This is a genomic window from Pantoea ananatis PA13 (assembly GCF_000233595.1).
Lineage (GTDB): Bacteria > Pseudomonadota > Gammaproteobacteria > Enterobacterales > Enterobacteriaceae > Pantoea > Pantoea ananatis.
Genome location: NC_017554.1, coordinates 3,615,381 through 3,639,350, shown reverse-complemented (window position 1 = coordinate 3,639,350; position 23,970 = coordinate 3,615,381). Strand labels below are relative to the sequence as shown.

General features: G+C 51.7%; 20 protein-coding genes, 4 tRNA genes and 3 rRNA genes. 14 read left to right on the top strand and 13 right to left on the bottom strand.

Going from position 1 to position 23,970, the window contains the following annotated elements; translation table 11 throughout:
* Positions 1–151: 151 nt before the first annotated feature.
* The 7 genes from gmhB to PAGR_RS17305 all read left to right on the top strand — a co-directional run bounded on the left by gmhB (position 152) and on the right by PAGR_RS17305 (position 6,835).
* Positions 152–712, top strand: coding sequence for a D-glycero-beta-D-manno-heptose 1,7-bisphosphate 7-phosphatase (gene gmhB / locus PAGR_RS17335; RefSeq protein ID WP_014606544.1), 561 nt, complete (start codon positions 152–154; stop codon positions 710–712).
* A 410-nt stretch (positions 713–1,122) separates the two neighbouring features.
* Positions 1,123–2,662, top strand: a 16S ribosomal RNA gene (locus PAGR_RS17330).
* A 73-nt stretch (positions 2,663–2,735) separates the two neighbouring features.
* Positions 2,736–2,812 (top strand) — tRNA-Ile (locus tag PAGR_RS17325).
* A 148-nt stretch (positions 2,813–2,960) separates the two neighbouring features.
* A tRNA-Ala gene (locus tag PAGR_RS17320) sits at positions 2,961–3,036 on the top strand.
* 235 nt (positions 3,037–3,271) lie between these two features.
* Positions 3,272–6,178, top strand: a 23S ribosomal RNA gene (locus PAGR_RS17315).
* 229 nt (positions 6,179–6,407) lie between these two features.
* A 5S ribosomal RNA gene (gene rrf / locus PAGR_RS17310) occupies positions 6,408–6,523 on the top strand.
* Together the 16S, 23S and 5S rRNA genes with 3 tRNA genes alongside form the textbook arrangement of a ribosomal RNA operon.
* 235 nt (positions 6,524–6,758) lie before the next feature.
* Positions 6,759–6,835, top strand: a tRNA-Asp gene (locus PAGR_RS17305).
* A 114-nt stretch (positions 6,836–6,949) separates the two neighbouring features.
* Here the strand turns inward: PAGR_RS17305 and yafC are convergent.
* Positions 6,950–7,888 carry a DNA-binding transcriptional regulator YafC gene (gene yafC / locus PAGR_RS17300; protein WP_014592977.1) on the bottom strand — a complete coding sequence of 313 codons (939 nt, stop codon included), beginning with the start codon at positions 7,886–7,888 and terminating at the stop codon, positions 6,950–6,952.
* A 284-nt stretch (positions 7,889–8,172) separates the two neighbouring features.
* Here yafC and PAGR_RS17295 point away from each other — a divergent pair, with 284 nt between their 5' ends.
* Entirely contained in the window at positions 8,173–8,964 is a 792-nt protein-coding gene (locus tag PAGR_RS17295) for an endonuclease/exonuclease/phosphatase family protein (RefSeq protein ID WP_014606543.1), read from the top strand.
* Positions 8,965–9,081: 117 nt separating this feature from the next.
* Here PAGR_RS17295 and mltD read toward each other — a convergent pair whose 3' ends face one another.
* A complete protein-coding gene (mltD, locus tag PAGR_RS17290) occupies positions 9,082–10,458 on the bottom strand; it encodes a murein transglycosylase D (protein WP_013024718.1) in 1,377 nt (458 codons plus the stop codon).
* Positions 10,459–10,529: 71 nt separating this feature from the next.
* Positions 10,530–11,285, bottom strand: a complete 756-nt coding sequence (gloB, locus tag PAGR_RS17285; RefSeq protein ID WP_014606541.1) for a hydroxyacylglutathione hydrolase — start codon at positions 11,283–11,285, stop codon at positions 10,530–10,532.
* Between the two features lie 42 nt (positions 11,286–11,327).
* Between gloB and PAGR_RS17280 the strand changes: the two genes are divergently transcribed.
* The gene (locus PAGR_RS17280) at positions 11,328–12,062 is read left to right on the top strand and encodes a class I SAM-dependent methyltransferase (RefSeq protein WP_013024720.1); all 735 of its coding nucleotides are present in this window, start codon (positions 11,328–11,330) and stop codon (positions 12,060–12,062) included.
* Here the strand turns inward: PAGR_RS17280 and rnhA are convergent.
* Complete coding sequence (rnhA, locus tag PAGR_RS17275; RefSeq protein WP_014606540.1) at positions 12,047–12,514, bottom strand: ribonuclease HI; 468 nt, start codon at positions 12,512–12,514, stop codon at positions 12,047–12,049. The two genes, PAGR_RS17280 and rnhA, sit on opposite strands and share 16 nt — an antisense overlap.
* Positions 12,515–12,567: 53 nt before the next feature.
* Between rnhA and dnaQ the strand changes: the two genes are divergently transcribed.
* Positions 12,568–13,299 (top strand): DNA polymerase III subunit epsilon, encoded by a 732-nt coding sequence (gene dnaQ, locus PAGR_RS17270; RefSeq protein ID WP_014606539.1) that lies wholly within the window; start codon positions 12,568–12,570, stop codon positions 13,297–13,299.
* A gap of 134 nt (positions 13,300–13,433) precedes the next feature.
* Positions 13,434–13,510 (top strand) — tRNA-Asp (locus PAGR_RS17265).
* 153 nt (positions 13,511–13,663) lie between these two features.
* Here the strand turns inward: PAGR_RS17265 and PAGR_RS17260 are convergent.
* The 9 genes from PAGR_RS17260 to PAGR_RS17220 form a co-directional block, all read right to left on the bottom strand.
* A complete protein-coding gene (locus PAGR_RS17260) occupies positions 13,664–14,332 on the bottom strand; it encodes a transaldolase family protein (protein ID WP_014606538.1) in 669 nt (222 codons plus the stop codon).
* Positions 14,333–14,378: 46 nt separating this feature from the next.
* A complete protein-coding gene (locus tag PAGR_RS17255; protein ID WP_014606537.1) occupies positions 14,379–15,338 on the bottom strand; it encodes a KpsF/GutQ family sugar-phosphate isomerase in 960 nt (319 codons plus the stop codon).
* Positions 15,328–16,104 (bottom strand): glucitol operon DNA-binding transcriptional repressor SrlR, encoded by a 777-nt coding sequence (gene srlR / locus PAGR_RS17250; protein WP_014606536.1) that lies wholly within the window; start codon positions 16,102–16,104, stop codon positions 15,328–15,330. Before srlR ends, PAGR_RS17255 begins: the two co-directional genes overlap by 11 nt.
* A gap of 79 nt (positions 16,105–16,183) precedes the next feature.
* Positions 16,184–16,549, bottom strand: coding sequence for a transcriptional regulator GutM (locus PAGR_RS17245; protein WP_014606535.1), 366 nt, complete (start codon positions 16,547–16,549; stop codon positions 16,184–16,186).
* Positions 16,550–16,603: 54 nt separating this feature from the next.
* The gene (srlD, locus tag PAGR_RS17240) at positions 16,604–17,383 is read right to left on the bottom strand and encodes a sorbitol-6-phosphate dehydrogenase (RefSeq protein ID WP_014606534.1); all 780 of its coding nucleotides are present in this window, start codon (positions 17,381–17,383) and stop codon (positions 16,604–16,606) included.
* Positions 17,384–17,392: 9 nt separating this feature from the next.
* A complete protein-coding gene (locus tag PAGR_RS17235; protein ID WP_014606533.1) occupies positions 17,393–17,752 on the bottom strand; it encodes a PTS glucitol/sorbitol transporter subunit IIA in 360 nt (119 codons plus the stop codon).
* A gap of 24 nt (positions 17,753–17,776) precedes the next feature.
* Entirely contained in the window at positions 17,777–18,799 is a 1,023-nt protein-coding gene (srlE, locus tag PAGR_RS17230; protein ID WP_014606532.1) for a PTS glucitol/sorbitol transporter subunit IIB, read from the bottom strand.
* A 17-nt stretch (positions 18,800–18,816) separates the two neighbouring features.
* A complete protein-coding gene (gene srlA / locus PAGR_RS17225) occupies positions 18,817–19,365 on the bottom strand; it encodes a PTS glucitol/sorbitol transporter subunit IIC (RefSeq protein ID WP_014606531.1) in 549 nt (182 codons plus the stop codon).
* Positions 19,366–19,865: 500 nt separating this feature from the next.
* Positions 19,866–21,365, bottom strand: coding sequence for an NCS1 family nucleobase:cation symporter-1 (locus PAGR_RS17220; protein WP_014606530.1), 1,500 nt, complete (start codon positions 21,363–21,365; stop codon positions 19,866–19,868).
* A 142-nt stretch (positions 21,366–21,507) separates the two neighbouring features.
* On the opposite strand from PAGR_RS17220, the gene PAGR_RS17215 reads away from it, so the two are divergent.
* Genes PAGR_RS17215 through puuE form a run of 3 tightly spaced genes read left to right on the top strand, consistent with a single transcriptional unit; the run spans position 21,508 to position 23,952 of the window.
* Positions 21,508–22,230, top strand: a complete 723-nt coding sequence (locus PAGR_RS17215) for a GntR family transcriptional regulator (RefSeq protein ID WP_014592984.1) — start codon at positions 21,508–21,510, stop codon at positions 22,228–22,230.
* Positions 22,227–22,958, top strand: a complete 732-nt coding sequence (hpxA, locus tag PAGR_RS17210; protein ID WP_014606529.1) for an allantoin racemase — start codon at positions 22,227–22,229, stop codon at positions 22,956–22,958. The genes PAGR_RS17215 and hpxA overlap by 4 nt, the downstream gene beginning before the upstream one ends.
* Before the next feature lie 34 nt (positions 22,959–22,992).
* Entirely contained in the window at positions 22,993–23,952 is a 960-nt protein-coding gene (puuE, locus tag PAGR_RS17205; RefSeq protein ID WP_014606528.1) for an allantoinase PuuE, read from the top strand.
* The last annotated feature ends 18 nt before the right edge of the window (positions 23,953–23,970 follow it).

Genomic DNA, 23,970 nt, shown 5'->3' with positions numbered 1-23,970 from the left:
GGTGTGCTCTCATCACTGAAAGCATGCATAAGCTGGATGGATGGTAAGGCATCCAGACGTCTAAATCAATGGAAGTGATTCAATCAGACATTCTCCCTTTAATCGCAATCGTGCGATACTGATCGGCAATTTTTATAGCAGGAGTTTTTACGTGACGAATAAAGTCCCGGCCATTTTTCTCGATCGCGATGGCACCCTCAATGTTGATCACGGCTACGTCCACGAAATCGATAATTTCCAGTTTATTGATGGCGTCATTGAAGCATTGCAACAATTAAAGAAGATGGGCTTTGCGTTGGTTGTCGTGACTAACCAGTCTGGTATTGCTCGCGGTATGTTTAGCGAAGATCAGTTTATGCGGCTTACCGAGTGGATGGACTGGTCGCTGGCCGATCGGGATATTGACCTTGATGGGATCTATTTCTGCCCGCACCTTCCCGACGCGACGATTGAAGAATATCGCCAGCAGTGTGACTGCCGTAAGCCTCAGCCCGGGATGTTACTGTCCGCGCAACAAGAGTTGCACATCGATATGGCGGCCTCTTATATGGTGGGTGACAAACTGGAAGATATGCAGGCCGCCGAGGCAGCCGGCGTAGGTAAGAAAGTCCTCGTGCGCAGCGGTAAGCCGGTCACGGCTGAAGGTGAAGCGCTGGCTGACTGGGTAATAAAGAGTCTTGCCGAGTTACCTGCCCGTATTAAAAGCGCGTAAAACAGCCCCTTTGTGCAAATTTCAGACGAACAGCAAAAAAGTTCAAATTTGCACTTGCGCTCTGTGAAAGCTTCCCTATAATGCGCCTCCACTGACACGGCACAACGGCTTACGTAACGCGGTGTTCAGCAGGAGGCTCCCAGGAGTTTCCGCCGGAGAAAAACTTCTGAAAAAGAGGTTGACTCTGAAGGAGGAAAGCGTAATATACGCCACCTCGCGACAGACGGTTAACCCGCTGTTCGCACTGCTCTTTAACAATTTATCAGACAATCTGTGTGGGCACTCGCAGGATTGATATCAGCGTCTCCGGACGTAAAAAATATCAAAGCCTCACGAGTGAACACATAATGAAATTCATTATGACGTTTTACAGATGAGCACCGCTGGACTTGTTTCAGCAAATCAAACTTAAATTGAAGAGTTTGATCATGGCTCAGATTGAACGCTGGCGGCAGGCCTAACACATGCAAGTCGGACGGTAGCACAGAGAGCTTGCTCTCGGGTGACGAGTGGCGGACGGGTGAGTAATGTCTGGGGATCTGCCCGATAGAGGGGGATAACCACTGGAAACGGTGGCTAATACCGCATAACGTCGCAAGACCAAAGAGGGGGACCTTCGGGCCTCTCACTATCGGATGAACCCAGATGGGATTAGCTAGTAGGCGGGGTAACGGCCCACCTAGGCGACGATCCCTAGCTGGTCTGAGAGGATGACCAGCCACACTGGAACTGAGACACGGTCCAGACTCCTACGGGAGGCAGCAGTGGGGAATATTGCACAATGGGCGCAAGCCTGATGCAGCCATGCCGCGTGTATGAAGAAGGCCTTCGGGTTGTAAAGTACTTTCAGCGGGGAGGAAGGCGATGTGGTTAATAACCGCGTCGATTGACGTTACCCGCAGAAGAAGCACCGGCTAACTCCGTGCCAGCAGCCGCGGTAATACGGAGGGTGCAAGCGTTAATCGGAATTACTGGGCGTAAAGCGCACGCAGGCGGTCTGTTAAGTCAGATGTGAAATCCCCGGGCTTAACCTGGGAACTGCATTTGAAACTGGCAGGCTTGAGTCTCGTAGAGGGGGGTAGAATTCCAGGTGTAGCGGTGAAATGCGTAGAGATCTGGAGGAATACCGGTGGCGAAGGCGGCCCCCTGGACGAAGACTGACGCTCAGGTGCGAAAGCGTGGGGAGCAAACAGGATTAGATACCCTGGTAGTCCACGCCGTAAACGATGTCGACTTGGAGGTTGTTCCCTTGAGGAGTGGCTTCCGGAGCTAACGCGTTAAGTCGACCGCCTGGGGAGTACGGCCGCAAGGTTAAAACTCAAATGAATTGACGGGGGCCCGCACAAGCGGTGGAGCATGTGGTTTAATTCGATGCAACGCGAAGAACCTTACCTACTCTTGACATCCACGGAATTTGGCAGAGATGCCTTAGTGCCTTCGGGAACCGTGAGACAGGTGCTGCATGGCTGTCGTCAGCTCGTGTTGTGAAATGTTGGGTTAAGTCCCGCAACGAGCGCAACCCTTATCCTTTGTTGCCAGCGATTCGGTCGGGAACTCAAAGGAGACTGCCGGTGATAAACCGGAGGAAGGTGGGGATGACGTCAAGTCATCATGGCCCTTACGAGTAGGGCTACACACGTGCTACAATGGCGCATACAAAGAGAAGCGACCTCGCGAGAGCAAGCGGACCTCATAAAGTGCGTCGTAGTCCGGATCGGAGTCTGCAACTCGACTCCGTGAAGTCGGAATCGCTAGTAATCGTGGATCAGAATGCCACGGTGAATACGTTCCCGGGCCTTGTACACACCGCCCGTCACACCATGGGAGTGGGTTGCAAAAGAAGTAGGTAGCTTAACCTTCGGGAGGGCGCTTACCACTTTGTGATTCATGACTGGGGTGAAGTCGTAACAAGGTAACCGTAGGGGAACCTGCGGTTGGATCACCTCCTTACCTGAAGATACTTTCCCGCGAAGTGCTCACACAGATTGTCTGATAGAAAGTCACGAGCAGAAAAAACCTCTACAGGCTTGTAGCTCAGGTGGTTAGAGCGCACCCCTGATAAGGGTGAGGTCGGTGGTTCAAGTCCACTCAGGCCTACCAAATTTCTTCTTATGCTGCGTTATGCGCGCGGTCGTTTACAGACGTAAACGTCCCTTCCGCATGCCTTGCCTGAGACGAAATGGCATCCTTCTTGATGAAGGATGTTTACTCGGTTGAGTGGTAGTAGTGGTCTCTGCAGTAACTGTATGGGGCTATAGCTCAGCTGGGAGAGCGCCTGCCTTGCACGCAGGAGGTCAGCGGTTCGATCCCGCTTAGCTCCACCATACTCACTACTGTATTTTTTCTGAAAATACTTCAGAGCGTACCGGCAACGGTGTGCTGCGAAGTATTCTGCTCTTTAACAATCCGGAACAAGCTGAAAATTTGAAACGACGCATTGTCGTGTTCCTCCGTAATAAGGAACACAGTACAACGCGTTCGAGTCTCTCAAAAGCTTACAGCTTACAAGCTAACTGTGAAGCCGTTACGGTAAAACAGATAAACGCCTGTGGGTTGTGAGGTTAAGCGACTAAGCGTACACGGTGGATGCCCTGGCAGTCAGAGGCGATGAAGGGCGTGCTAATCTGCGATAAGCGCCGGTAAGGTGATATGAACCGCTACAACCGGCGATACCCGAATGGGGAAACCCAGTGTGTTCCGACACACTATCATGCAGTGAATACATAGCTGTATGAGGCGAACCGGGGGAACTGAAACATCTAAGTACCCCGAGGAAAAGAAATCAACCGAGATTCCCCCAGTAGCGGCGAGCGAACGGGGAGGAGCCCAGAACCATCACCAGCTTGTGCATCAGTGGAAGCGTCTGGAAAGTCGCAGGGTACAGGGTGATACTCCCGTACACAAAGGTGCACAGGCTGTGAGTTCGATGAGTAAGGCGGGACACGTGGTATCCTGTCTGAATATGGGGGGACCATCCTCCAAGGCTAAATACTCCTGACTGACCGATAGTGAACCAGTACCGTGAGGGAAAGGCGAAAAGAACCCCGGCGAGGGGAGTGAAACAGAACCTGAAACCGTGTACGTACAAGCAGTGGGAGCCTTCTTTATGGGGGTGACTGCGTACCTTTTGTATAATGGGTCAGCGACTTATATTCTGTAGCAAGGTTAACCGTATAGGGGAGCCGCAGGGAAACCGAGTCTTAACTGGGCGTTAAGTTGCAGGGTATAGACCCGAAACCCGGTGATCTAGCCATGGGCAGGTTGAAGGTTGGGTAACACTAACTGGAGGACCGAACCGACTAATGTTGAAAAATTAGCGGATGACCTGTGGCTGGGGGTGAAAGGCCAATCAAACCGGGAGATAGCTGGTTCTCCCCGAAAGCTATTTAGGTAGCGCCTCGTGAACTCATCTCCGGGGGTAGAGCACTGTTTCGGCTAGGGGGCCATCCCGGCTTACCAACCCGATGCAAACTGCGAATACCGGAGAATGTTATCACGGGAGACACACGGCGGGTGCTAACGTCCGTCGTGAAGAGGGAAACAACCCAGACCGCCAGCTAAGGTCCCAAAGTCATGGTTAAGTGGGAAACGATGTGGGAAGGCCCAGACAGCCAGGATGTTGGCTTAGAAGCAGCCATCATTTAAAGAAAGCGTAATAGCTCACTGGTCGAGTCGGCCTGCGCGGAAGATGTAACGGGGCTAAACCATGCACCGAAGCTGCGGCAGCGACACTATGTGTTGTTGGGTAGGGGAGCGTTCTGTAAGCCGTCGAAGGTGTGCTGTGAGGCATGCTGGAGGTATCAGAAGTGCGAATGCTGACATAAGTAACGATAAACAAGGTGAAAAACCTTGTCGCCGGAAGACCAAGGGTTCCTGTTCAACGTTAATCGGAGCAGGGTGAGTCGACCCCTAAGGCGAGGCCGAAAGGCGTAGTCGATGGGAAACAGGTTAATATTCCTGTACTTGGTGTTACTGCGAAGGGGGGACGGAGAAGGCTATATCAGCCGGGCGACGGTTGTCCCGGTTTAAGCGTGTAGGTGTGTGTTCCAGGCAAATCCGGTTCACTTTACACTGAGGCGTGACGACGAGGCACTACGGTGCTGAAGTGATAAATGCCCTGCTTCCAGGAAAAGCCTCTAAGCATCAGGTAACACAAAATCGTACCCCAAACCGACACAGGTGGTCAGGTAGAGAATACCAAGGCGCTTGAGAGAACTCGGGTGAAGGAACTAGGCAAAATGGTGCTGTAACTTCGGGAGAAGGCACGCTGGCGCGTAGGTGAAGGGACTTGCTCCCGGAGCTGAAGCCAGTCGAAGATACCAGCTGGCTGCAACTGTTTATTAAAAACACAGCACTGTGCAAACACGAAAGTGGACGTATACGGTGTGACGCCTGCCCGGTGCCGGAAGGTTAATTGATGGGGTTATCCGCAAGGAGAAGCTCTTGATCGAAGCCCCGGTAAACGGCGGCCGTAACTATAACGGTCCTAAGGTAGCGAAATTCCTTGTCGGGTAAGTTCCGACCTGCACGAATGGCGTAATGATGGCCAGGCTGTCTCCACCCGAGACTCAGTGAAATTGAAATCGCTGTGAAGATGCAGTGTACCCGCGGCAAGACGGAAAGACCCCGTGAACCTTTACTACAGCTTGACACTGAACACTGAGCCTTGATGTGTAGGATAGGTGGGAGGCTTTGAAGCGTGGACGCCAGTCTGCGTGGAGCCGGCCTTGAAATACCACCCTTTAATGTTTGGTGTTCTAACGTAGGCCCGTAATCCGGGCTGCGGACAGTGTCTGGTGGGTAGTTTGACTGGGGCGGTCTCCTCCCAAAGCGTAACGGAGGAGCACGAAGGTTGGCTAATCCTGGTCGGACATCAGGAGGTTAGTGCAATGGCATAAGCCAGCTTGACTGCGAGAGTGACGGCTCGAGCAGGTGCGAAAGCAGGTCATAGTGATCCGGTGGTTCTGAATGGAAGGGCCATCGCTCAACGGATAAAAGGTACTCCGGGGATAACAGGCTGATACCGCCCAAGAGTTCATATCGACGGCGGTGTTTGGCACCTCGATGTCGGCTCATCACATCCTGGGGCTGAAGTAGGTCCCAAGGGTACGGCTGTTCGCCGTTTAAAGTGGTACGCGAGCTGGGTTTAGAACGTCGTGAGACAGTTCGGTCCCTATCTGCCGTGGGCGCTGGAGAATTGAGGGGGGTTGCTCCTAGTACGAGAGGACCGGAGTGAACGCACCGCTGGTGTCCGGGTTGTCACGCCAGTGGCACTGCCCGGTAGCTAAGTGCGGAAAAGATAAGTGCTGAAAGCATCTAAGCACGAAACTTGCCCCGAGATGAGTTCTCCCTGAGCCTTTAAGGCTCCTGAAGGGACGTTGAAGACGACGACGTTGATAGGCCGGGTGTGTAAGCGCAGCGATGCGTTGAGCTTACCGGTACTAATGACCCGTGAGGCTTAACCTTACAACGCCAGAGGCGTTTTGGTTGAGAGACGATTTAAATTTTCAGCATTGTTTACCGGATAAAGAATTTAGTTCTGTTCTGCGGACGTGAGTCCGAAGGATTTTGCGCTGAGTGCAAGGCGGCAACCGAGACGGGGTGAAGGAGCATACTGAGGTATGTGACTGAGCGGCGCGAGGGAAGCCAACGCGGCAGCAGCGTGAAAGACGCAGGACGGAGCACAAAGAATTTGCCTGGCGGCTTTAGCGCGGTGGTCCCACCTGACCCCATGCCGAACTCAGAAGTGAAACGCCGTAGCGCCGATGGTAGTGTGGGGTCTCCCCATGCGAGAGTAGGGAACTGCCAGGCATCAAATTGAAGGACCTGCACGTAACCTCGGGCAGTTCACTACTCGGTAGAGTAGGACAAAAGCGAACGCTTTTGAACGCTGCGAGGCAGCGGCCCGAAGGGTGAATCACAGCATGATTCATAAACTGCCAGGCATCAAATTAAGACCAGCACGCTGGTCGTGACCTTACCGGTGACGCGGAAGGGCGATATACCTGATATCAGAACGTTTTTCTGACGTCAGTACAGAATCGGTGGAGCGGTAGTTCAGTTGGTTAGAATACCTGCCTGTCACGCAGGGGGTCGCGGGTTCGAGCCCCGTCCGTTCCGCCACTTAATTGGAAAGCCCTGACTTAACGGTCAGGGCTTTTTCCATTTCTGAGCCAAAATAATTGCCATTACTCTTCCACACGGCAACGTCTCACAGGCTGTAGCGAGCACAGCCCTTCAGGGCTTTATAGAGAGGTGTTGCTGCAAATCGTTTTGCACATGCCAGGGCTGTCTGACCACCCACTCACTGAGAAAATCAATAAAGGCACGCACGCGCTGGGTTACGCCGAGATCGCTGTAATACACGGCGTTAAAGGGCATCTCAACCGGCAAACGCTGATCGGCCATGATCTCCACCAGGCTGCCTTCTTCAATTTCTTTATGCACCATGTAATCTGACAGACAGGCGATACCATTCCCTTCCAGGCAAAGCTGCTTGATGGTCTCTCCGCTATTTGAATCGAGCTCAGAACGAATGCCATAAAGTTCGCCGCCTTCACAGGCCACAGGCCAACGATTAAGGCGCGGTGCATCAATAAAACCAAGACACTGATGATTATCCAGATCGGCCGCCCGCAAAGGTATACCGTGTTTTTTCAAATAGTCGGGAGAGGCAATGAGACGGCGATAGCTAATAAAAAGCAGTCGCGCTCTGAGGCCAGAATCCGTCAGGCTGCCTGCCCGAATTGCCACATCGACTTTTCGCTCAATCAGGTTGATAAAGTTTTCAGAAGAAATCAGCGAAAGCGCGATGTCCGGATAGCGTTCCCGAAAGGACTTTATCATCGGCATGATGAGATGCAATATGACTGGCGTAGCTGCGTCTATCCGCAACAGCCCTTTGGGCACATCACGGCTTTCCATCAACTCGTTTTCCGCCGCGGTCATCACCTGAAGAAAATGTTGGACCTGCTGAAAATAACGTTCCCCTTCCTGCGTTAATGCAAGATTGCGGGTCGTTCGCGTAAGTAAGGCCAGCCCCAGCTTAGTTTCCAGCTTCTTAATCGTACGGCTTACGGCAGAGTTGGCCATCTCTAACGTCTCGGCAGCCCGGCTGAAGCTTCCACTTTCAACCACGCTCACAAATACTTTCAGTTCTTCAGACGATGCCTTCATGGTGTCTCTTCACGCCAAATAGCCTGTAGGCCGATAGAACTGTTATTAAAGCACAGCACTGACCTGGCCCCTTGGCGCGAAAGGCTTTTTCCCGATAAGACAGATGATAAATTATGCCGCGCTTGAGCAGACCGGCCCACAAGACAGCGTATCAATACAGCCCGTTATGATTAAAATAAACAGAGTGGGTTTGGAACAATCGGCAGCATCTATTGAAACCGCGTACTAAAATCCCTATAACAGATAAGTCATACGACTTTTTGAACGATTAGCCAGGCGGGAAAGTGCGCAAAAAAACCTACGCGATGAGATATGTAGCCGGACAGCCAGCGGAGAGGATCTTTCCCCCGGGTGCAATGTTTCATCTCGGCCAGGCGCTGCCTCCCGGCGCGCCGCTCCCCGCTCACCCCAATCTTAAAGTGCTGGTATGGAATATCTTTAAACAGCAGCGTGCCGACTGGATGTCCGTACTGGAAGGCTTTGGTAAAGATGCGCATCTGGTTCTGCTCCAGGAAGCGCAAACCACGCCAGAGCTTATCCGGTTTGCGACCAGCAACTATCTGGCGGCCGATCAGGTTCCGGCATTCGTGTTGCCTCAGCATCCCTCTGGCGTGATGACACTGGCTTCCGCTCACCCAGTCTACTGTTGCCCTTTGCGTGAGCGAGAGCCGCTTCTGAGGCTCTCTAAATCGGCTTTAGTCACGGCCTATCCGTTACCCACGGGTGAAACGCTTATGGTAGTCAACATTCATGCCGTAAACTTTAGTCTGGGCGTGGATGTCTACAGTAAACAACTTGGGCCTATTGGCGAACAGATCGTTCACCACCGTGGTCCGGTTATCATGGCTGGCGATTTCAATGCGTGGAGTCGTCAACGGATTAACGCGCTTTACCGGTTTGCTCATCAGATGCAGCTGGAAGAGGTGATGTTCACCGCGGATCATCGACGTAAAGCCTTTGGCCGGCCGTTAGATTTCGTCTTCTATCGCGACATGCACGTTAGTGAGGCGTCAGTGCTGGTGACGCGCGCATCCGATCATAATCCCTTACTGGTCGAATTTAACGCCAGTCGGTGAGGAGAATCGCGGAGAGGCGTTCTGTCAGGAGGAGAGGGCGAAACGCCGGGAGATCATGCAAAGTGCAGAAGAATCGAATAAGAAAAAAGGCTGACATTTGTCAGCCTTTTCAACGTATCAGGTATCTGGCGTTGCGTTATTCTTAACAAACAACGTTAGCTCATCGCCAGGCTGAATATCTTTTGCATTACTCACAACACTGTTCCAGCGCATCACGTCTTTAATATTCACGCCGTGACGACGGGCGATACTGTCAAGAGAATCACCCTTACGAACACGATAGGTGATGCTGTTGCCATTATCCGCCAGGCTCGTGCCGCTCGATCCGACGGTCAGTATCTGGCCCGGACGAATGCTGGCACTGCGCAGGTTATTTTGCTGCTTCAGTGTTGCAACGCTGACGCCTAACTTATTGGCAATGCCCGACAGGGTATCGCCGCTTCGCACTTTGTAGCCACCATCATTACTGGCCTTTGCCAGTTGGGTGGGCTGCACTGCAGAGATATCACCGGAAGCCAGTGAATCCCGCAACTGTGCGACGTTAGCTTTCGGCACCATAATGTAGTGTGGCCCATTAGGTGCTGTCGCACCGCCTTTATACCCGGTATTGAAGCTCTTCAACTTTGTGAGCGACATACCGGCCATTTCAGCGGCTTGCGTCAGTTTTATCTGCTGACCCACTTCAACACGTGCCAGTGCACGGTTTTCGTTAGGTGTCGGCAGTTTGATACCGTAACGCTTGTTGTTCTTAAGCAACTCGCTCAAGGCCAACATTTTTGGAACATAAACCGTCGTTTCACGTGGAAGCGAAAGATGCCAGAAGTCGGTAGGCTTACCGCGTGCCTTGTTCTGCTTAATCGCTTTGAGCACACGTCCTTCGCCACTGTTGTAGGCCGCAACTGTCAGAAGCCAGTCACCACCGAACATGGTATTTAGACGCTGCATCATATCCAGCGCTACTTTGGTTGAAGCGACAACATCGCGACGACCATCGTAGTAACGGTTTTGTTTTAAACCATAGTTTCGACCCGTACTGCCAACAATCTGCCAGATGCCAGCGGCATTTGCAGATGACGTTGCGTGAGGATCAAAAGCGCTCTCCACTATGGGTAGCAGTACTAGTTCCATCGGCATCTTACGTTTCTTAATCTGCTCGACTATCCAGTACATGTACGGCTCTGCCCGTAATGTTACATCGTGGAGATAGCTCTTATTTTTTAAAAACTTTAATTTCTGTTCGCGGATCCGGGGGTTTTCCGGAATCCCCATCTTCAACTCGTCACTAATGAAACTCCAGAGATCACTATCTTCTGCGAGGCCAGTTCCATCTTCCTGCCATCGCGGCGATAAAAGTCGATCACCGTACTTTCCATTTTCACTTTGACCAGCTGAAGACAGACTCTGTGCATGCTGTTCGGGGATATTGGCGTCATTCCGTGATGCCTGACATCCTACCAGCAAGACCGAGGCGAGTAATATCGCTTTAGCCTTCATGTGTGTGTCAATAGTTCGCTTAAAAGACGAGCAACTATACGTGACGGTCCTTCACAACACAACCTGAAAAATCAAAAACGGTCTTTCTTCTCGCGTAGAACGGCAAATGTCTTCCATACAGGCTCTACCTCTGAATCAACGCTCAAAGCATGTTGTAAATCAGGATCTTGCGTTCTGAGAAATAAATTTATCACACGCTCGTGAGCCAGTTTTGTAGGTAAAGTAATGCGATTTTCGGCCCGTAAGTCCTTAATTTTATGGTATTCAGCCGTTATTTGCGGATCGTGGGGTAAAATTGCAGCAGCAAACTTCAGATTGGATAAAGTGTATTCATGTGCACAGCACACCAGGGTATCCTCTGGGAGTTGGTTAAGCTTTTGAAAAGACTCAAACATTTGCTCTGGCGTACCTTCAAATAATCTACCGCAGCCGCCCGAAAACAGAGTGTCACCGCAGAAAAGATAAGGCGAACTGTAATATGAGATATGTCCTAAAGTGTGTCCTGGCGTAGCGATAACCTCGAAAGACAGACCCAGAACGTTGAATTTATCCCCTTCGCTGACCCGAATGGTTGCACCTTTGTCCGCTGTTTCTTGCGGACCATAAACGGCAATGTCAGGAAAATGTTCGCAGAGGGTTTTAACACCGCCTGTGTGGTCATTATGATGATGGGTTAACAAAATCGCTTCAGGCTGCCAGCCGTTAGCTTTGATCTTCTCCAGTACCGGCTGAGCTTCACCGGGATCGACAATCAGGCATTTTCCGTTGTCATCTGTTAACGTCCAGATGTAGTTATCTTGTAATGCAGGAATACTGGTAAGATTCATAGATACCTCTCGCTGGCCGTATAAAAAGGAAAATGGTAAAGCATGAAGCCCGCTAAAACACGCCAAATCCTGAACGCGCCACGCTCATGGCACGATATGCCCTGGGGCGTCTATTTCCGCGATGCGCTTACACAGCAGCTTCAGCCTTACCTGGGAAAGCTGTACGGCTTTCATATGCTTAAGCTTGGCAACCTCAGCGCAGAAATCAATACAGAAAATTGTGCTATCTCACATCAGGTCAGTGTAGGCACTGAAGGGGAACAGCTACAGGTGCTGGCAAATCCGGCACAGCTGCCGTTTGAATCGAAGTCTGTTGATGCCTGTTTACTGGCCCACACGTTATCCTGGAGTCAGGATCCGCACCGGATATTGCGCGAGGTTGATCGCGTTCTGATCGATGACGGCTGGATGATCATCAGTGGCTTTAATCCGTTCAGTCTGCTGGGCATCAGTAAGATGGTGCCGGGCATCCAGCGTAAAGCGCCCTGGAGCAGCCGGATGTTTAGTCAGATGCGATTACTGGACTGGCTGGGCTTACTGAATTACGAAGTGGTTTACCGCACGCGTTTCCAGGTGCTGCCCTGGCATCGGCAGGGGGGGAAAATGATCAGCGCCCATCTTCCCGCGTTAGGTTGCCTGAACATTGTTGTGGCGCGTAAACGAAGTTTTCCCCTTACGCCCACCAAGGCGCGGATGAGCCTGAGCAAAAGACAATTGCCCCAGACGGTCAACGCGACGCGCCAGTTCCGACACGTCAAAGATCAGGATTCTGGCTGATAGCCAATATCATCAAAGGCCGGGTTGTTCGCTGCGCTGCGCGCCAGTTCATCACAACGTTCGTTTTCGGGATGGCCGGCATGACCTTTAACCCATTCCCACTGAATCTGGTGTGTGCTGAGCGCGGTATCCAGCCGTTGCCACAAATCGACGTTCTTAACCGGCTTCTTCTCAGCTGTTTTCCAGCCACGCTTTTTCCAGTTGTGTATCCATTGTGTAATACCCTGGCGCACATACTGACTGTCGGTACTTAACACCACATCGCAGGGTTGCGTCAGGGCTTCCAGTGACACGATGGCCGCCATTAACTCCATGCGATTATTGGTCGTCAGGCGATAACCCGCACTGAAGGTTTTTTCATGCTGCCCGTAACGCAAAATTGCGCCATAACCACCGGGGCCCGGGTTGCCGAGACAAGATCCATCGGTGAAAATCTCTACCTGTTTACGCATCTCTGGTAGACTTCCTTCTGACAAAACGCCAAGTCTGACATAAAACGAGGCCTATGAGCACTGCAAATAACCGTCAAATTGTTCTCGATACTGAAACCACCGGTATGAATATGATCGGGGTACATTATGAAGGTCACCGCATCATTGAGATTGGTGCCGTCGAAGTCATTAACCGCCGCCTGACGGGCAATAACTTCCATATGTATCTCAAGCCCGACAGGCTGGTGGATCCTGAAGCGTTTGGCGTTCACGGTATCGCCGATGAATTCCTGCTGGATAAGCCGACCTTCAGCGATATTGCCGATGAGTTTCTCGATTACATCCGCGGTGCGGAGTTGGTGATTCATAACGCGTCGTTTGATATCGGCTTTATGGATTACGAATTCGGTAAACTGCAGCGCGGTATTGAGAAAACCGAAACCTTCTGCAAGATTACCGACAGCCTGGCAATGGCGCGCCGCATGTTTCCCGGCAAGCGCAACAGCCTTGATGCGCTGTGCTCACGTTACGAAATAGATAACAGCAAGCGTACGCTGCACGGCGCACTGCTGGATGCCGAGATACTGGCCGAAGTTTTCTTAACGATGACCGGCGGGCAAACTTCGCTGTCGTTCTCATCGGAAGAGGAACGAGCACGTCAGCAGCAGAGCGAAGGTATTCAGCGTATTGCTCGCCCCAGCTCGGGATTGCGTGTGGTTACCGCCAGCGATGAGGAAGTTAACCAGCATGAGTCCCGGTTAGATCTCATTATGAAGAAGGGCGGCAGCTGTCTGTGGCGCGCCTGAGTCGCAAAGATTTGTGTGTAAAATCAACATTGGGGCGAAAATAGCAGCAAACAGAATATTGCACGGGGAAAAGCGTTGACGCGTACTCTTGTTGTGATTAATATTCGCCTCGTTCCCGACGGGGAACAAAGCGCGGAGCGGTAGTTCAGTTGGTTAGAATACCTGCCTGTCACGCAGGGGGTCGCGGGTTCGAGCCCCGTCCGTTCCGCCAAATTTCGACGCCATGCTGGTTATCAGCATGGCGTTTTTAGTTTTCTAGCGTCGAAAACTCCGAAACAATTTCCTTTCATTCAGGCAACCAAAGTATTAATGCTGCCAAATAAAAACGTTGTCTCACGCCAGCACGATTAACATCTTCGCACCACTAAATCATTAACTGCAAACGGTTGAACGCCCGATTCCAGTCATGACTGAAATCATCAATGGCATGCTTTGCCAGAGGGGAGTTAAACATTTCGCACATCACATCGACAGGTAAGGTGACAGCCGCCGCGCCAGAGAGCATGCAGTCCGCTACCTGCGTCGTGTTTTTAAAGCTGGCTGCTAATATCTTGCACTCCATCTTATGCAGTTGAATAAATTGCTGCATATCTGAAACGGCCTGCTTTGCATTGATATTATTATTTTCCATACGGTTGAAATAGGGCGCAATATAATCAGCGCCAGCAAAGGCCGCCAACATCGCCTGTGAGGTAGAGTAAATCGCCGTGCCTAAAGTAGGAATGTTACGTTGTTTCAACTGGGTAATCGCGGCGAGTCCGGCCCGGTCGACGGGGATTTTCACGACCATATTGGCGCACAGCTCATGGAGGTACTGCGCCTCGCGAATAATCGTTGGTGTATCCTTTGCCAGAACCTGAGCAAAGATAAGCTTCTCTTCCCCTAAAATCGTGCGTAGCTCGCTGATTAACTTCGTCAGTTCGACGCCAGATTTGGCGACGAGCGAAGGGTTGGTGGTCACGCCATTAACGGGTAAAACGTTGACCAGATCGTGAATAGCTAACGTATCTGCACTATCGATATACAATTCCATATTCCCTCCCAGGTGGCTGATAGATTAAAAACGGGCTAAATAAATGTTATTTATGCAAATCATAGAGATTGATGGCTCCAACTAACTGACCCTGTTGATTGACGACTGGCGCCGCGCTAATGCGTCGGTCATATAATTTCTGCGTAGCGGCCGCAACGCTAAGGTGTTCGGCCAGTTTGTAGCCGGGGCGCGTCAGGAGAGGATCAAGCCGATCGTCCAGCTTTTTACCAGCTAACAGCGCGCGGCGCAGATCGCCGTCAGTAAAAATACCCTCGATAGCGTTGTCGTCATCACAGGCAATCACAATCCCCATACCGGTACGGGTCAGTTCTTCCATGGCATCTAACACGGAGGCGTTTTTATTTACGCGAGGAATGCGTTCGCCTTTTCGCATACATTGCGCAACCGAATTAAGCAGGCCAGCGCCCAGGCTGCCTCCGGGATGGGAGCGGGCAAATTGCTCCTCATTAAAATTACGTGAACGCATCAGCGCCATTGCCAAAGCGTCACCCAATAACAGGGTATTCACGGCGCTCGACGTGGGCGCAAGCCCCATCGGGCAGGCTTCCCGATTAACAGCAAGATGCAGTACGTGGTTGGCCTGCTGGGCCAGAAAGGAGTGGGCGACATTAGTGATCGCAATAATGGGAACGTTGAGCGCCTTAAGGGCAGGAACAATAATCTGTAATTCAGCCGCGCTGCCGGAATTCGAGATAAAAATAAACACGTCCTGCGAAGTGATCATGCCCAGATCGCCATGCAAGGCTTCAGCAGGATGCACAAAAAAAGCGGGAGTGCCGGTACTGGCCAGCGAAGCGGCGATTTTTTTTCCAATATGGCCAGATTTACCGATGCCAGAAACAATCGTTTTGCCCTGACATTGCAGAATTAATTCACACGCATTGATAAACGCGTCATCTAAGCTGTGAAACAGATTCTGAGCCTCGGCAATTTCAAGCGACAGCGCCTCTCTGGCATACTCGAGCAGCACCTCTTTATTCTTCATCCTCCCCTCCTGCGACAATGACGTTGATTTTTTTGTCCACGAGTCGCTGAAGGTAATGAGGCGTAATACCGGCATCCGTGATAATGGTATCCACCTTATCCAGACTACACACCACATTTGGGCTTTTACGACCAAACTTGGATGAATCAGCAAGAACAATAATCCTGTCAGCCGCCGCGCACATCGACGTGCTGACGGCATGAACTTCGTTAAAGGTGGTGATCCCCATATCCAAATCAATACCATCGGCGCCAATAAATAACTTATCGAAGTTAAAAGAGCGGAAGGCTGACTCGGCAAGTCCGCCATGAAATGAGGCGGACTTTTTTCGTAACGTTCCGCCGGGCATTAAAATGGTCTGATCGCCATCTAATTCCATTAACGCATTCACAATGTGCAGGCTGTTTGTCATGACGGTAATGTTATTGAAGGGTTTGAGATGCCTGACCATTTGAAGCACGGTGCTGCCGGTATCCAGGATTAGCGAATCACCATCGTTAACCAGCTGTATGGCCGATTCAGCAATGTGCCTTTTTCTGTCACTGTTGATATGCGTTTTATGGTCGATAGGTTGATCGCCTTCTTCATGGCTCAGAATGACGCCACCGTGAATACGAATCACCTCGCTGCGCTTTTCCATTTCGGTCAGATCTTTGCGAATCGTCGTGCCTGTTGCTTTGAAATAGTCGATCAGATCGCCAATGGTGGTTTTGCCATTTTTTTGGAGATAGGCAAGGATAGCTTCCTGTCTTTGTTGCGGTTTCATCAGTAACGCCTTATCTGAAAGGGGTTTTGTCAAAATTAAAGCAGCGCTAAAATTTTCATCCTGCTTTCAATTTAACACATCACTCTTTCATTGATATGGCGGAAAGTAAGGCTTTTTGACACGTTTCACGTTCGGGAAAAATTTTTTTCGCATCGATATCATCAAGATAACAGTCGGTTAACAAAGGCAAAGCATGTGGACGCGCAAAAACGGTGAAGCCTTTCATAATGACAGCCGCCAGGATTCGTCCTTCGGAATTGACCGCGACTGCGATAATTACGCGGGGTTTAACGTTGAAGCGGTTTGAAGCCGATCGCCCGATGCCAACCCGACCTTGCTGAAATAACCCCTCCAGCATATGGTTAAAGCGTCGTAACTGATACCAGCCAAACAACGAATGGGCCAGCCATGCCAACAGTGCTACAGCAATTATCCCGCTACTCATCTTCGTCTCCTGAGCAAGGCCAACATACCAGGCCAGCGATATTGAAGGGGGCAATCAGAACATCACCTGGCCGCCCGTGATATTGATAGACTGCCCGGTGCAATATGAGGCCTTGTCACTTGCATAAAACAACAAGACGTTCAGCACATCCTGGTATTCACAACCGCGCTTGAGTGGCACTTTTGCAATATAGCTGGCTTCAACTTCCTCGGGCGAGATGCCCAGTTTTTTTGCATACTGAGGAAGCAGAGACTGAAACATCGGCGATTTGAGCAAATTACCCAGCATCAGCGAATGTACTCTGATGCCATAATCCGCTAAATCGAGGGCCAGTGACTGTGTTAATCCCACGCCGCCAAATTTAGCCGCGCTGTAGCCCGAATTATGTTTACTGCCTGTTTTTCCCGACTTCGAATTGATCTGAATAATGCGGCCCGGAATATTATCGCGAATCATCAGTCGGGAAAATTCACGTGCACAGAGAAAATACCCAACCAGATTGACCTGCAAAGATATTTCAAAATCTTTTAAGGCGAAATCAGTGACAAAGGACGCTTTTGCCATGCCGGCACTGTAAATCATCACATTGACCTGTTTAAAGACCTTATCGATATTGCCAGCAAGCGCAATAACACTCGCCTCATCTGTTGCATCAACCTCAAAACCCACGGCCCGATCGGCGCCATATTCGGCGTTAATTTCTGAGGCGACCTTTCGGGCGTTTTCCCCTTTCAAATCCGCGACGGCAACGCGGTAACCTGCTTCGGCCAGCCCTTTTGCCAGAAATGCCCCCAGCGTTTGCCCACCACCGATAACCACAGCAACTTCAGACATAACTCGCTCCTATGCAAAGAGTTTTACGGATGTTTCCGTCGTAATTCTGTCGGGCGCTTTTCCACTAACATGGATTGAACCAGGCAGTTGCGCGGTTGGCTGCCCGTCGAAAACAACGGTGATATGGCCCAGTTCGCGCAAGTTTTCGATCGCGACCTCACCGATGGCCGTCACGGCATAACACCGTTCTCCCAGCTGCAGGGTTGAACCCGTGACAGGATGCCCCGTCAGCGTGCCATGCTGGTGGATAAAGCAATAATCCTGAATATCGGCGGGTGCGCCTTCCCGAAATAAAATCATCATGTTTTCAAGCAGCGCATCGTGGGCGTTTATGCCCACTTTGATTATTTCGGTTTCAAAGTGCGTCATGACTTTTCTCCAGAAGGGGGGCGTTTAGTGATAAATAAAGGCAGAGACTGCCCAGGCAATCAGCACGGTAGGGGCACCGGTCAGGAAGCGGCCGACCAGAACGGAAGGAACCCCCACGCGCACGGTGTCCTGTTTCGCCTCCGCCAGCGATAAACCCACAGGAATAAAATCTGCAGCGGCTTGTGCATTGATGGCAAACAGGGCTGGCAGGGCAAGATGGGGCGGAATATGACCCAGTCCGATTTGAACGCCGATCAGTACACCAATAACCTGGGCTATCACGGCGCCCGGCCCCAAGAACGGCGACAGGAGCGGAAAGGAACAGATTAAGGCCAGCGTGATTAAGCCAAGAGGATTGGTGGCGAGTGGCGTCAGCCCGTGGGCAATCATATCGCCCAAACCTGAGGCCATGATGATGCCAATGATGGCCGCCACAAATGCCATAAAAGGGAGGATGGTCTTGAGTACGGTATCAATAGTATCCCGCCCGGCCTGGAAAAATTCGGCAACGACGGTCCCCATTCCTGTGCCAATTTTTGCCAGTAAACCGTCGCTTTGCTCGGTAATTTTTTTACTCGAGTCATAATCTTTCCCCGCGCCCGCGCCCGCGCCACGGGGCGCGGGGGCAGCACGTTTTTCGTCATGGGTGTGAATGACGTCTTTACTGCCGTGATCCTCGCGATTGACGATGCTGATATTCTCAGGCTTAACGCCAGAGACATAAATGTCTTCCAGGATATATTGTGCCAGCGGTCCGGACTTTCCTGTCGCATGGATATTCACGGTGGGGATACCGCGTTTGGGATAAAGACCACAACGCAGCGTGCCACCACAATCGATGATGGCCAGACCAATTTCATCGGCTGGCGGTTCCCCTTGTTTGAAACCATCTACGGCTTCCCAATGGGTGATTTCACTAATCCTGTCCACGATTGACGGTCGGGCGCCGGCGGTGATGTAAACAATTTTTTTCCCGGGTGTTATATCAAGTTGTAAAGGGCCGCCCCAACCGCTGCTTCCTTTTTCGATACGGATTTGTGTCGTCATTTTATTTTCCGCCTTTATTAGAGCTGAACGTTTTTATCGAGTTTGATGCCCATCTTTTTTTCAAACAGGCTGGTGGTGAGATCGGTAATCCAGCCGCGAAAAAAGTTAGTAAAAAGCCCAACCAGAAAATAGCTGACAGCAAGAGGGCCCAGGGGTAAGCCCAGGGTTGTCAGGCCACTGGCAACCCCTAAATAAACGAAGAGTTCACCCGGATTCACGTGCGGAAATAACCCATTCATTGAATGGCAACTGTATGACGAGGCCGCGTAATATCCTGGCTTATATTTCTCGGGCATAAATCGCCCCAGGCTGAGTGTCATCGGGTTACAAAAAACAAAGGTGCCAATAAGCGGTAAAAGCAAATAGCGTGATACAGAATTTCCCGCACATTTCTGTGCCAGCCGTTCAATTCGATGTTGCCCTACGAATCGGATTAACGCGTTCATTACGACTAATAAACTAATTAACAAAGGTAAAATTCCTGTCACCATGCCGACAAAAACTTCACCTCCTTTCTGGAACAGTCCAATAAACCATTCCGCACCAAAGGTGATTGCATCAATCATGTGCCGCTCCTTTTAAGGTTGCCCGGATTTTCACGTTGGTTAGGTCTTAACACGCAGAAAATATAGTCGTTTAAAAAGCATAAATATTTTATATAGATCACAAATAAATCATTTAACTTTCATTTTGAATCTTTTTTATTTTGAAATGAATGTTATCGGGTGTGGGAATCCCGCGTTCTTTCGTTACCGCGACGCCGGGATACGCAGAGGGTTTAATGACTTATCTCGCTGATTTTAAATGCCTTGTCACTGCAAATTTCTAGCAGGTCAAGACAGGGGGTAACGGGCACACGGCGCTTTTGCACGAAAGGGAGAGGGGGGCAAACAGGATGAGCGCGTATTCACCCACGAACATTATCTGGGGCGGTCAGGGCTGGCGCGCCAAACAGTCGGCAGTATTCGCCATCAAGGCGATCCGGTGTTCGGCTATTAAAAAAAACGACTCCAGTCAGAGTCGTTTATATGGTTATTGTACAGTCATACTGCGTCTGAACAGGGCGTTATTCCTTCTGCATGACCACCGTGCCGGCAGGCATAGTGAGGTCTTTCTGCTCGGTCTGCTTTTCTCGCGCCACTAACCAGTAGCAGCTTGCCGCCAGCGCCACGCCGATAAACCAGCTAAAGTTGGCCACCTGATGCAGGGAAGGGATAAAACTGATCACCAGACAGATAGCGACTGAGGGCAGCAAAGCGATAATGGCCTTCGGGTTAAATCCACCGCGATACCAGTAGCGCCCCTGCGGTGTGGCATCAAACAGATCGTCTACTGAAATACGGCCGCCCTTAATCAGATAAAAATCGGCTAACAGAATGCCAAACAGCGGGCCGATAAACGAACCCAGTACGTCGAGCGTGTAGTGAATCAGTTCAGGAGACTGAAACAGATTCCACGGTGTGAGCAGGACCGATCCGACTGCCGCAATCATGCCACCGGTGCGGAAACTGATTTTCTGCGGCGAACAGTTTGAAAAATCGAAAGCAGGCGAGACAAAGTTCGCCACGATGTTGATACCGATCGTTGCGGTGATCATGGTCAGTAAGCCAATCGCCACGGCTAAATCGCTGCCGACCATGCTGACGGTTTCAATAGGATCGGTAATCATTTTGCCAAACAGGGATTGAGTGCCCGATACAATGACAACGGTCACGATGGAGAACAGCAGAAAGTTGAACGGCAGTCCCCAGCGGTTACCCCGGCGGATCTCGCCCATGCTTTTGCCATAGCGGGAAAAGTCACCAAAGTTCAGCAGCGGGCCTGAGAAGTAAGACACCACTAATGCCGTTGCCGTAATCATCTGCCAGGTTTGTTCGCCTGCCGACAGCGACTTGCTGGCCAGCGTAAAGGAGATACCGTCGAAACCGGTTTTGTATACAATCCAGCCCGCCAGTGCCAGCATCACCACATACACTGCGGGGCCTGCGATATCGATAAAGCGCTTAATCGCACTCATGCCATGCCAGAACACCATTGCCTGCAGAACCCACATCACGCCAAAGCAGTACCAGCCCAGCTGCGATAAACCAAGCCAGTGGCTGTGGGTCAGGCTTTCAAGCGACGGGTAAAACTTCAGCAGCACCAGCATCAGCGCGTTTGCCGCCAGCCAGGTCTGAATACCGTACCAGGCAAATGCAATCAGGCCGCGGATTACCGCCGGAATATTAGCCCCGAAAACACCGAATGCCTGACGACAAATAACCGCATAAGGCACACCGGCCATCTGGCTCGGTTTAGCGACCAGGTTGGCGCAGAGCTGAACAATGCAGATCCCCGCCAACAGGCAGAGCAGCACCTGCCAGCTCGCCAGGCCCAACGTGAAGAAGCTCGCCGCTACCACATAGCCGCCCATGCTGTGTACGTCCGACATCCAGAAAGAAAAGATGTTGTACCAGGACCAGTTTTGATGGCGCGTAGGCGCCAGGTCTTCATTACATAGCTTTGGACTGTATGCTTTCCCGGCTTCAGAGGCCGATGTGCTACTCACCGTTGAATGATTTGGCATGAAACCTGCTCCTCTCAAAGACATGAATAAAATAACCTTGTGAAATGACTTTGCAGGATCCAGGCCAAATTTGTTTTTTGTATACAAAATTTATTTTTAACGTATACGATAAGTGACGCAACGCTGTTTACCGGAGCAGGTAATGAAGAGTGAAAAGGGCCAGAGAACGGCGGCCGATCTGCATGATAAAGATGAACCTATCTATCAGGCGTTAATGAACGCCATTGTTGAACACCAACTGCCGCCCGGCAGCAAATTGCCGGAAGAGGCGCTTTCAGAGGTCTTTGGCGTCAGCCGCACGGGCATCCGTAAAGTGTTGCAGCGCCTTGCTGCGGTGCAAATGGTTACGCTTACGCCCAAACGTGGTGCACATGTTGCTACGCCCGGCGTTGATGAAGCCCGTGATATTTTTCGTACCCGCAGTTTACTCGAGTGCGCCAACCTTCCCGCTGTGCTGGAACATATGCAGCCGCCTCACCTTGCCGGGCTGGCTGCGCTGGTCGCCCAGGAAAAGGCGGCCATCGAACATCACGATGGCCCTGCGGCGATTCGTCTCTCGGCGGCATTTCATATTCAGCTGCAGGCGATTTCCGGCAATCAGGTGTTAACCGATCTTGTTACGCGCCTGGCGCAGCGATCGTCTCTGGTGATTGCCGCATGGGGCGCGCCGTGGCAACGCGGTTGTCGCTGTGATGATCACGATCGTTTGTTACAGCTGCTACGTGAAAAGGCCTTGGTGCCGCTCACTGACTCACTGCAGCACCACTTTGAACACATTGTTTCCAGCCTGCATTTCGAACGCGGCGGCGAAACCTTGCCCGATTTCACCCGGCTATTTTCGGGTCACAAAGGAGCCGTATCATGAGCCTGATTCAGGTTATCAATCCTAATACCAGCCAGGCGATGACGGAAACCATCGGTCAGGCCGCCCGCGCCGTTGCCGCGCCCGGTACGGACATCCTCGCCGTGTGCCCTTCGCAGGGCGTGCCCTCCATTGAAGGGCATTTCGATGAGGCGATTGCGGCGATAGGCGTACTGGAGCAGGTGAAACTTGGCAGAGCACAGGGCGTCAGTGGCCACGTGATTGCCTGTTTTGGCGATCCGGGACTGCTGGCGGCACGTGAACTGGCCAGCGGTCCGGTCATCGGCATCGCAGAAGCGGCCATGCATACGGCCACACTGGTGGCAACGCGTTTCTCGATCGTCACCACGTTGCCGCGCACGCTGGTCATCGCACGACATTTACTTCAGCAGTATGGCTTTACCCACCATTGTGCGGCCTTACATGCTATCGATTTACCCGTGCTGGCGCTGGAGGATGGCAGCGGGCTGGCACAGGAGAAAGTGCGCCAGCGCTGTATACAGGCAAAACGGGAAGATGGCTGTGGGGCGATTGTTTTAGGCTGCGGCGGCATGGCAACGTTGGCGGCGTCGCTCACACAGGAGCTGGAGATGCCGGTGATTGATGGCGTCAGTGCGGCGGTAAAAATGGTGGAATCGCTGGTGGCGCTGGGATTTGGCACCAGCAAACAGGGCGATTTGGCTTATCCTTTACATAAACCCCTCTCGGGTGCCTTTCAGCACCTAAACTAAGCAGATGTTCCCGTTCACCGACAGGATGCAAGTTATGACTGAAAGCCAGGATAAGAAAACCTACAGCTTCAATAAAAATTACCCGCGCGATCTAATCGGTTACGGCGCGAATCCTCCTCATGCGGCGTGGCCCAAAAAAGCGCGGGTGGCGGTGCAGTTTGTGCTCAACTACGAGGAGGGGGCCGAGAACAGCGTGTTACATGGCGACACGGGTTCAGAGCAGTTCCTGTCTGACATCATTGGTGCCGCCAGCTATCCCGATCGTCACATGTCGATGGAATCGCTGTATGAATACGGTTCCCGAGCCGGTTTCTGGCGCATTCATAACGAGTTTCAGAAACGGGGATTGCCCCTCACCGTGTTCGGTGTGGCGATGGCCCTGGCGCGTCATCCGGAAATCGTAGACGCCATTAAACAGGCGAAGTACGACGTGGTCAGTCACGGCTGGCGCTGGATCCACTATCAGGGCATCGATGCTAAAACCGAGCGTCAGCACATGCAGCAGGCGGTGGATGTGTTAACGGATCTGTTTGGTCAGGCGCCGACGGGCTGGTACACCGGACGCGACAGCCCGAATACGCGTCGTCTGGTGGTCGAACAGGGCGGATTCAGTTACGACAGCGACTATTATGGCGACGATCTGCCCTTCTGGACGCAGGTTACCTGTCAGGATGGTACGGTAAAACCGCATCTGATCATTCCCTATACGCTCGAATGTAACGATATGCGCTTTGCATCGCCCCAGGGCTTTAACACCGCAGAGCAGTTCTTCACGTATTTGCGCGATACGTTCGACGTGCTGTATGAAGAAGGCGAGACCGCGCCCAAAATGATGTCGGTGGGGATGCACTGCCGCCTGTTAGGGCGCCCGGGAAAATTCCGCGCGCTACAAAACTTCCTTGACCACATTCAGCAGCATAAGGATGTGTGGATCTGTACCCGGCAGCAGATTGCCGAGCACTGGATAAAAACGCATCCCGCTTCAGAAGCGTAATCGCTTTCGGGCGGCAAG

Excerpts from the sequence above, each read along its gene's own strand:
- srlR (WP_014606536.1), bottom strand. The coding sequence starts at position 16,104 with ATGAAACCGCAACAAAGACAGGAAGCTATCCTTGCCTATCTCCAAAAA.
- mltD (WP_013024718.1), bottom strand. The coding sequence starts at position 10,458 with ATGAAGGCTAAAGCGATATTACTCGCCTCGGTCTTGCTGGTAGGATGT.
- srlE (WP_014606532.1), bottom strand. The coding sequence starts at position 18,799 with ATGACGACACAAATCCGTATCGAAAAAGGAAGCAGCGGTTGGGGCGGC.
- dnaQ (WP_014606539.1), top strand. The coding sequence starts at position 12,568 with ATGAGCACTGCAAATAACCGTCAAATTGTTCTCGATACTGAAACCACC.
- gloB (WP_014606541.1), bottom strand. The coding sequence starts at position 11,285 with ATGAATCTTACCAGTATTCCTGCATTACAAGATAACTACATCTGGACG.
- puuE (WP_014606528.1), top strand. The coding sequence starts at position 22,993 with ATGACTGAAAGCCAGGATAAGAAAACCTACAGCTTCAATAAAAATTAC.
- PAGR_RS17245 (WP_014606535.1), bottom strand. The coding sequence starts at position 16,549 with ATGAGTAGCGGGATAATTGCTGTAGCACTGTTGGCATGGCTGGCCCAT.
- PAGR_RS17260 (WP_014606538.1), bottom strand. The coding sequence starts at position 14,332 with ATGGAATTGTATATCGATAGTGCAGATACGTTAGCTATTCACGATCTG.
- rnhA (WP_014606540.1), bottom strand. The coding sequence starts at position 12,514 with ATGCGTAAACAGGTAGAGATTTTCACCGATGGATCTTGTCTCGGCAAC.
- PAGR_RS17255 (WP_014606537.1), bottom strand. The coding sequence starts at position 15,338 with ATGAAGAATAAAGAGGTGCTGCTCGAGTATGCCAGAGAGGCGCTGTCG.
- PAGR_RS17215 (WP_014592984.1), top strand. The coding sequence starts at position 21,508 with ATGAAGAGTGAAAAGGGCCAGAGAACGGCGGCCGATCTGCATGATAAA.
- hpxA (WP_014606529.1), top strand. The coding sequence starts at position 22,227 with ATGAGCCTGATTCAGGTTATCAATCCTAATACCAGCCAGGCGATGACG.
- PAGR_RS17220 (WP_014606530.1), bottom strand. The coding sequence starts at position 21,365 with ATGCCAAATCATTCAACGGTGAGTAGCACATCGGCCTCTGAAGCCGGG.
- PAGR_RS17280 (WP_013024720.1), top strand. The coding sequence starts at position 11,328 with ATGAAGCCCGCTAAAACACGCCAAATCCTGAACGCGCCACGCTCATGG.
- srlD (WP_014606534.1), bottom strand. The coding sequence starts at position 17,383 with ATGTCTGAAGTTGCTGTGGTTATCGGTGGTGGGCAAACGCTGGGGGCA.
- PAGR_RS17235 (WP_014606533.1), bottom strand. The coding sequence starts at position 17,752 with ATGACGCACTTTGAAACCGAAATAATCAAAGTGGGCATAAACGCCCAC.
- yafC (WP_014592977.1), bottom strand. The coding sequence starts at position 7,888 with ATGAAGGCATCGTCTGAAGAACTGAAAGTATTTGTGAGCGTGGTTGAA.
- srlA (WP_014606531.1), bottom strand. The coding sequence starts at position 19,365 with ATGATTGATGCAATCACCTTTGGTGCGGAATGGTTTATTGGACTGTTC.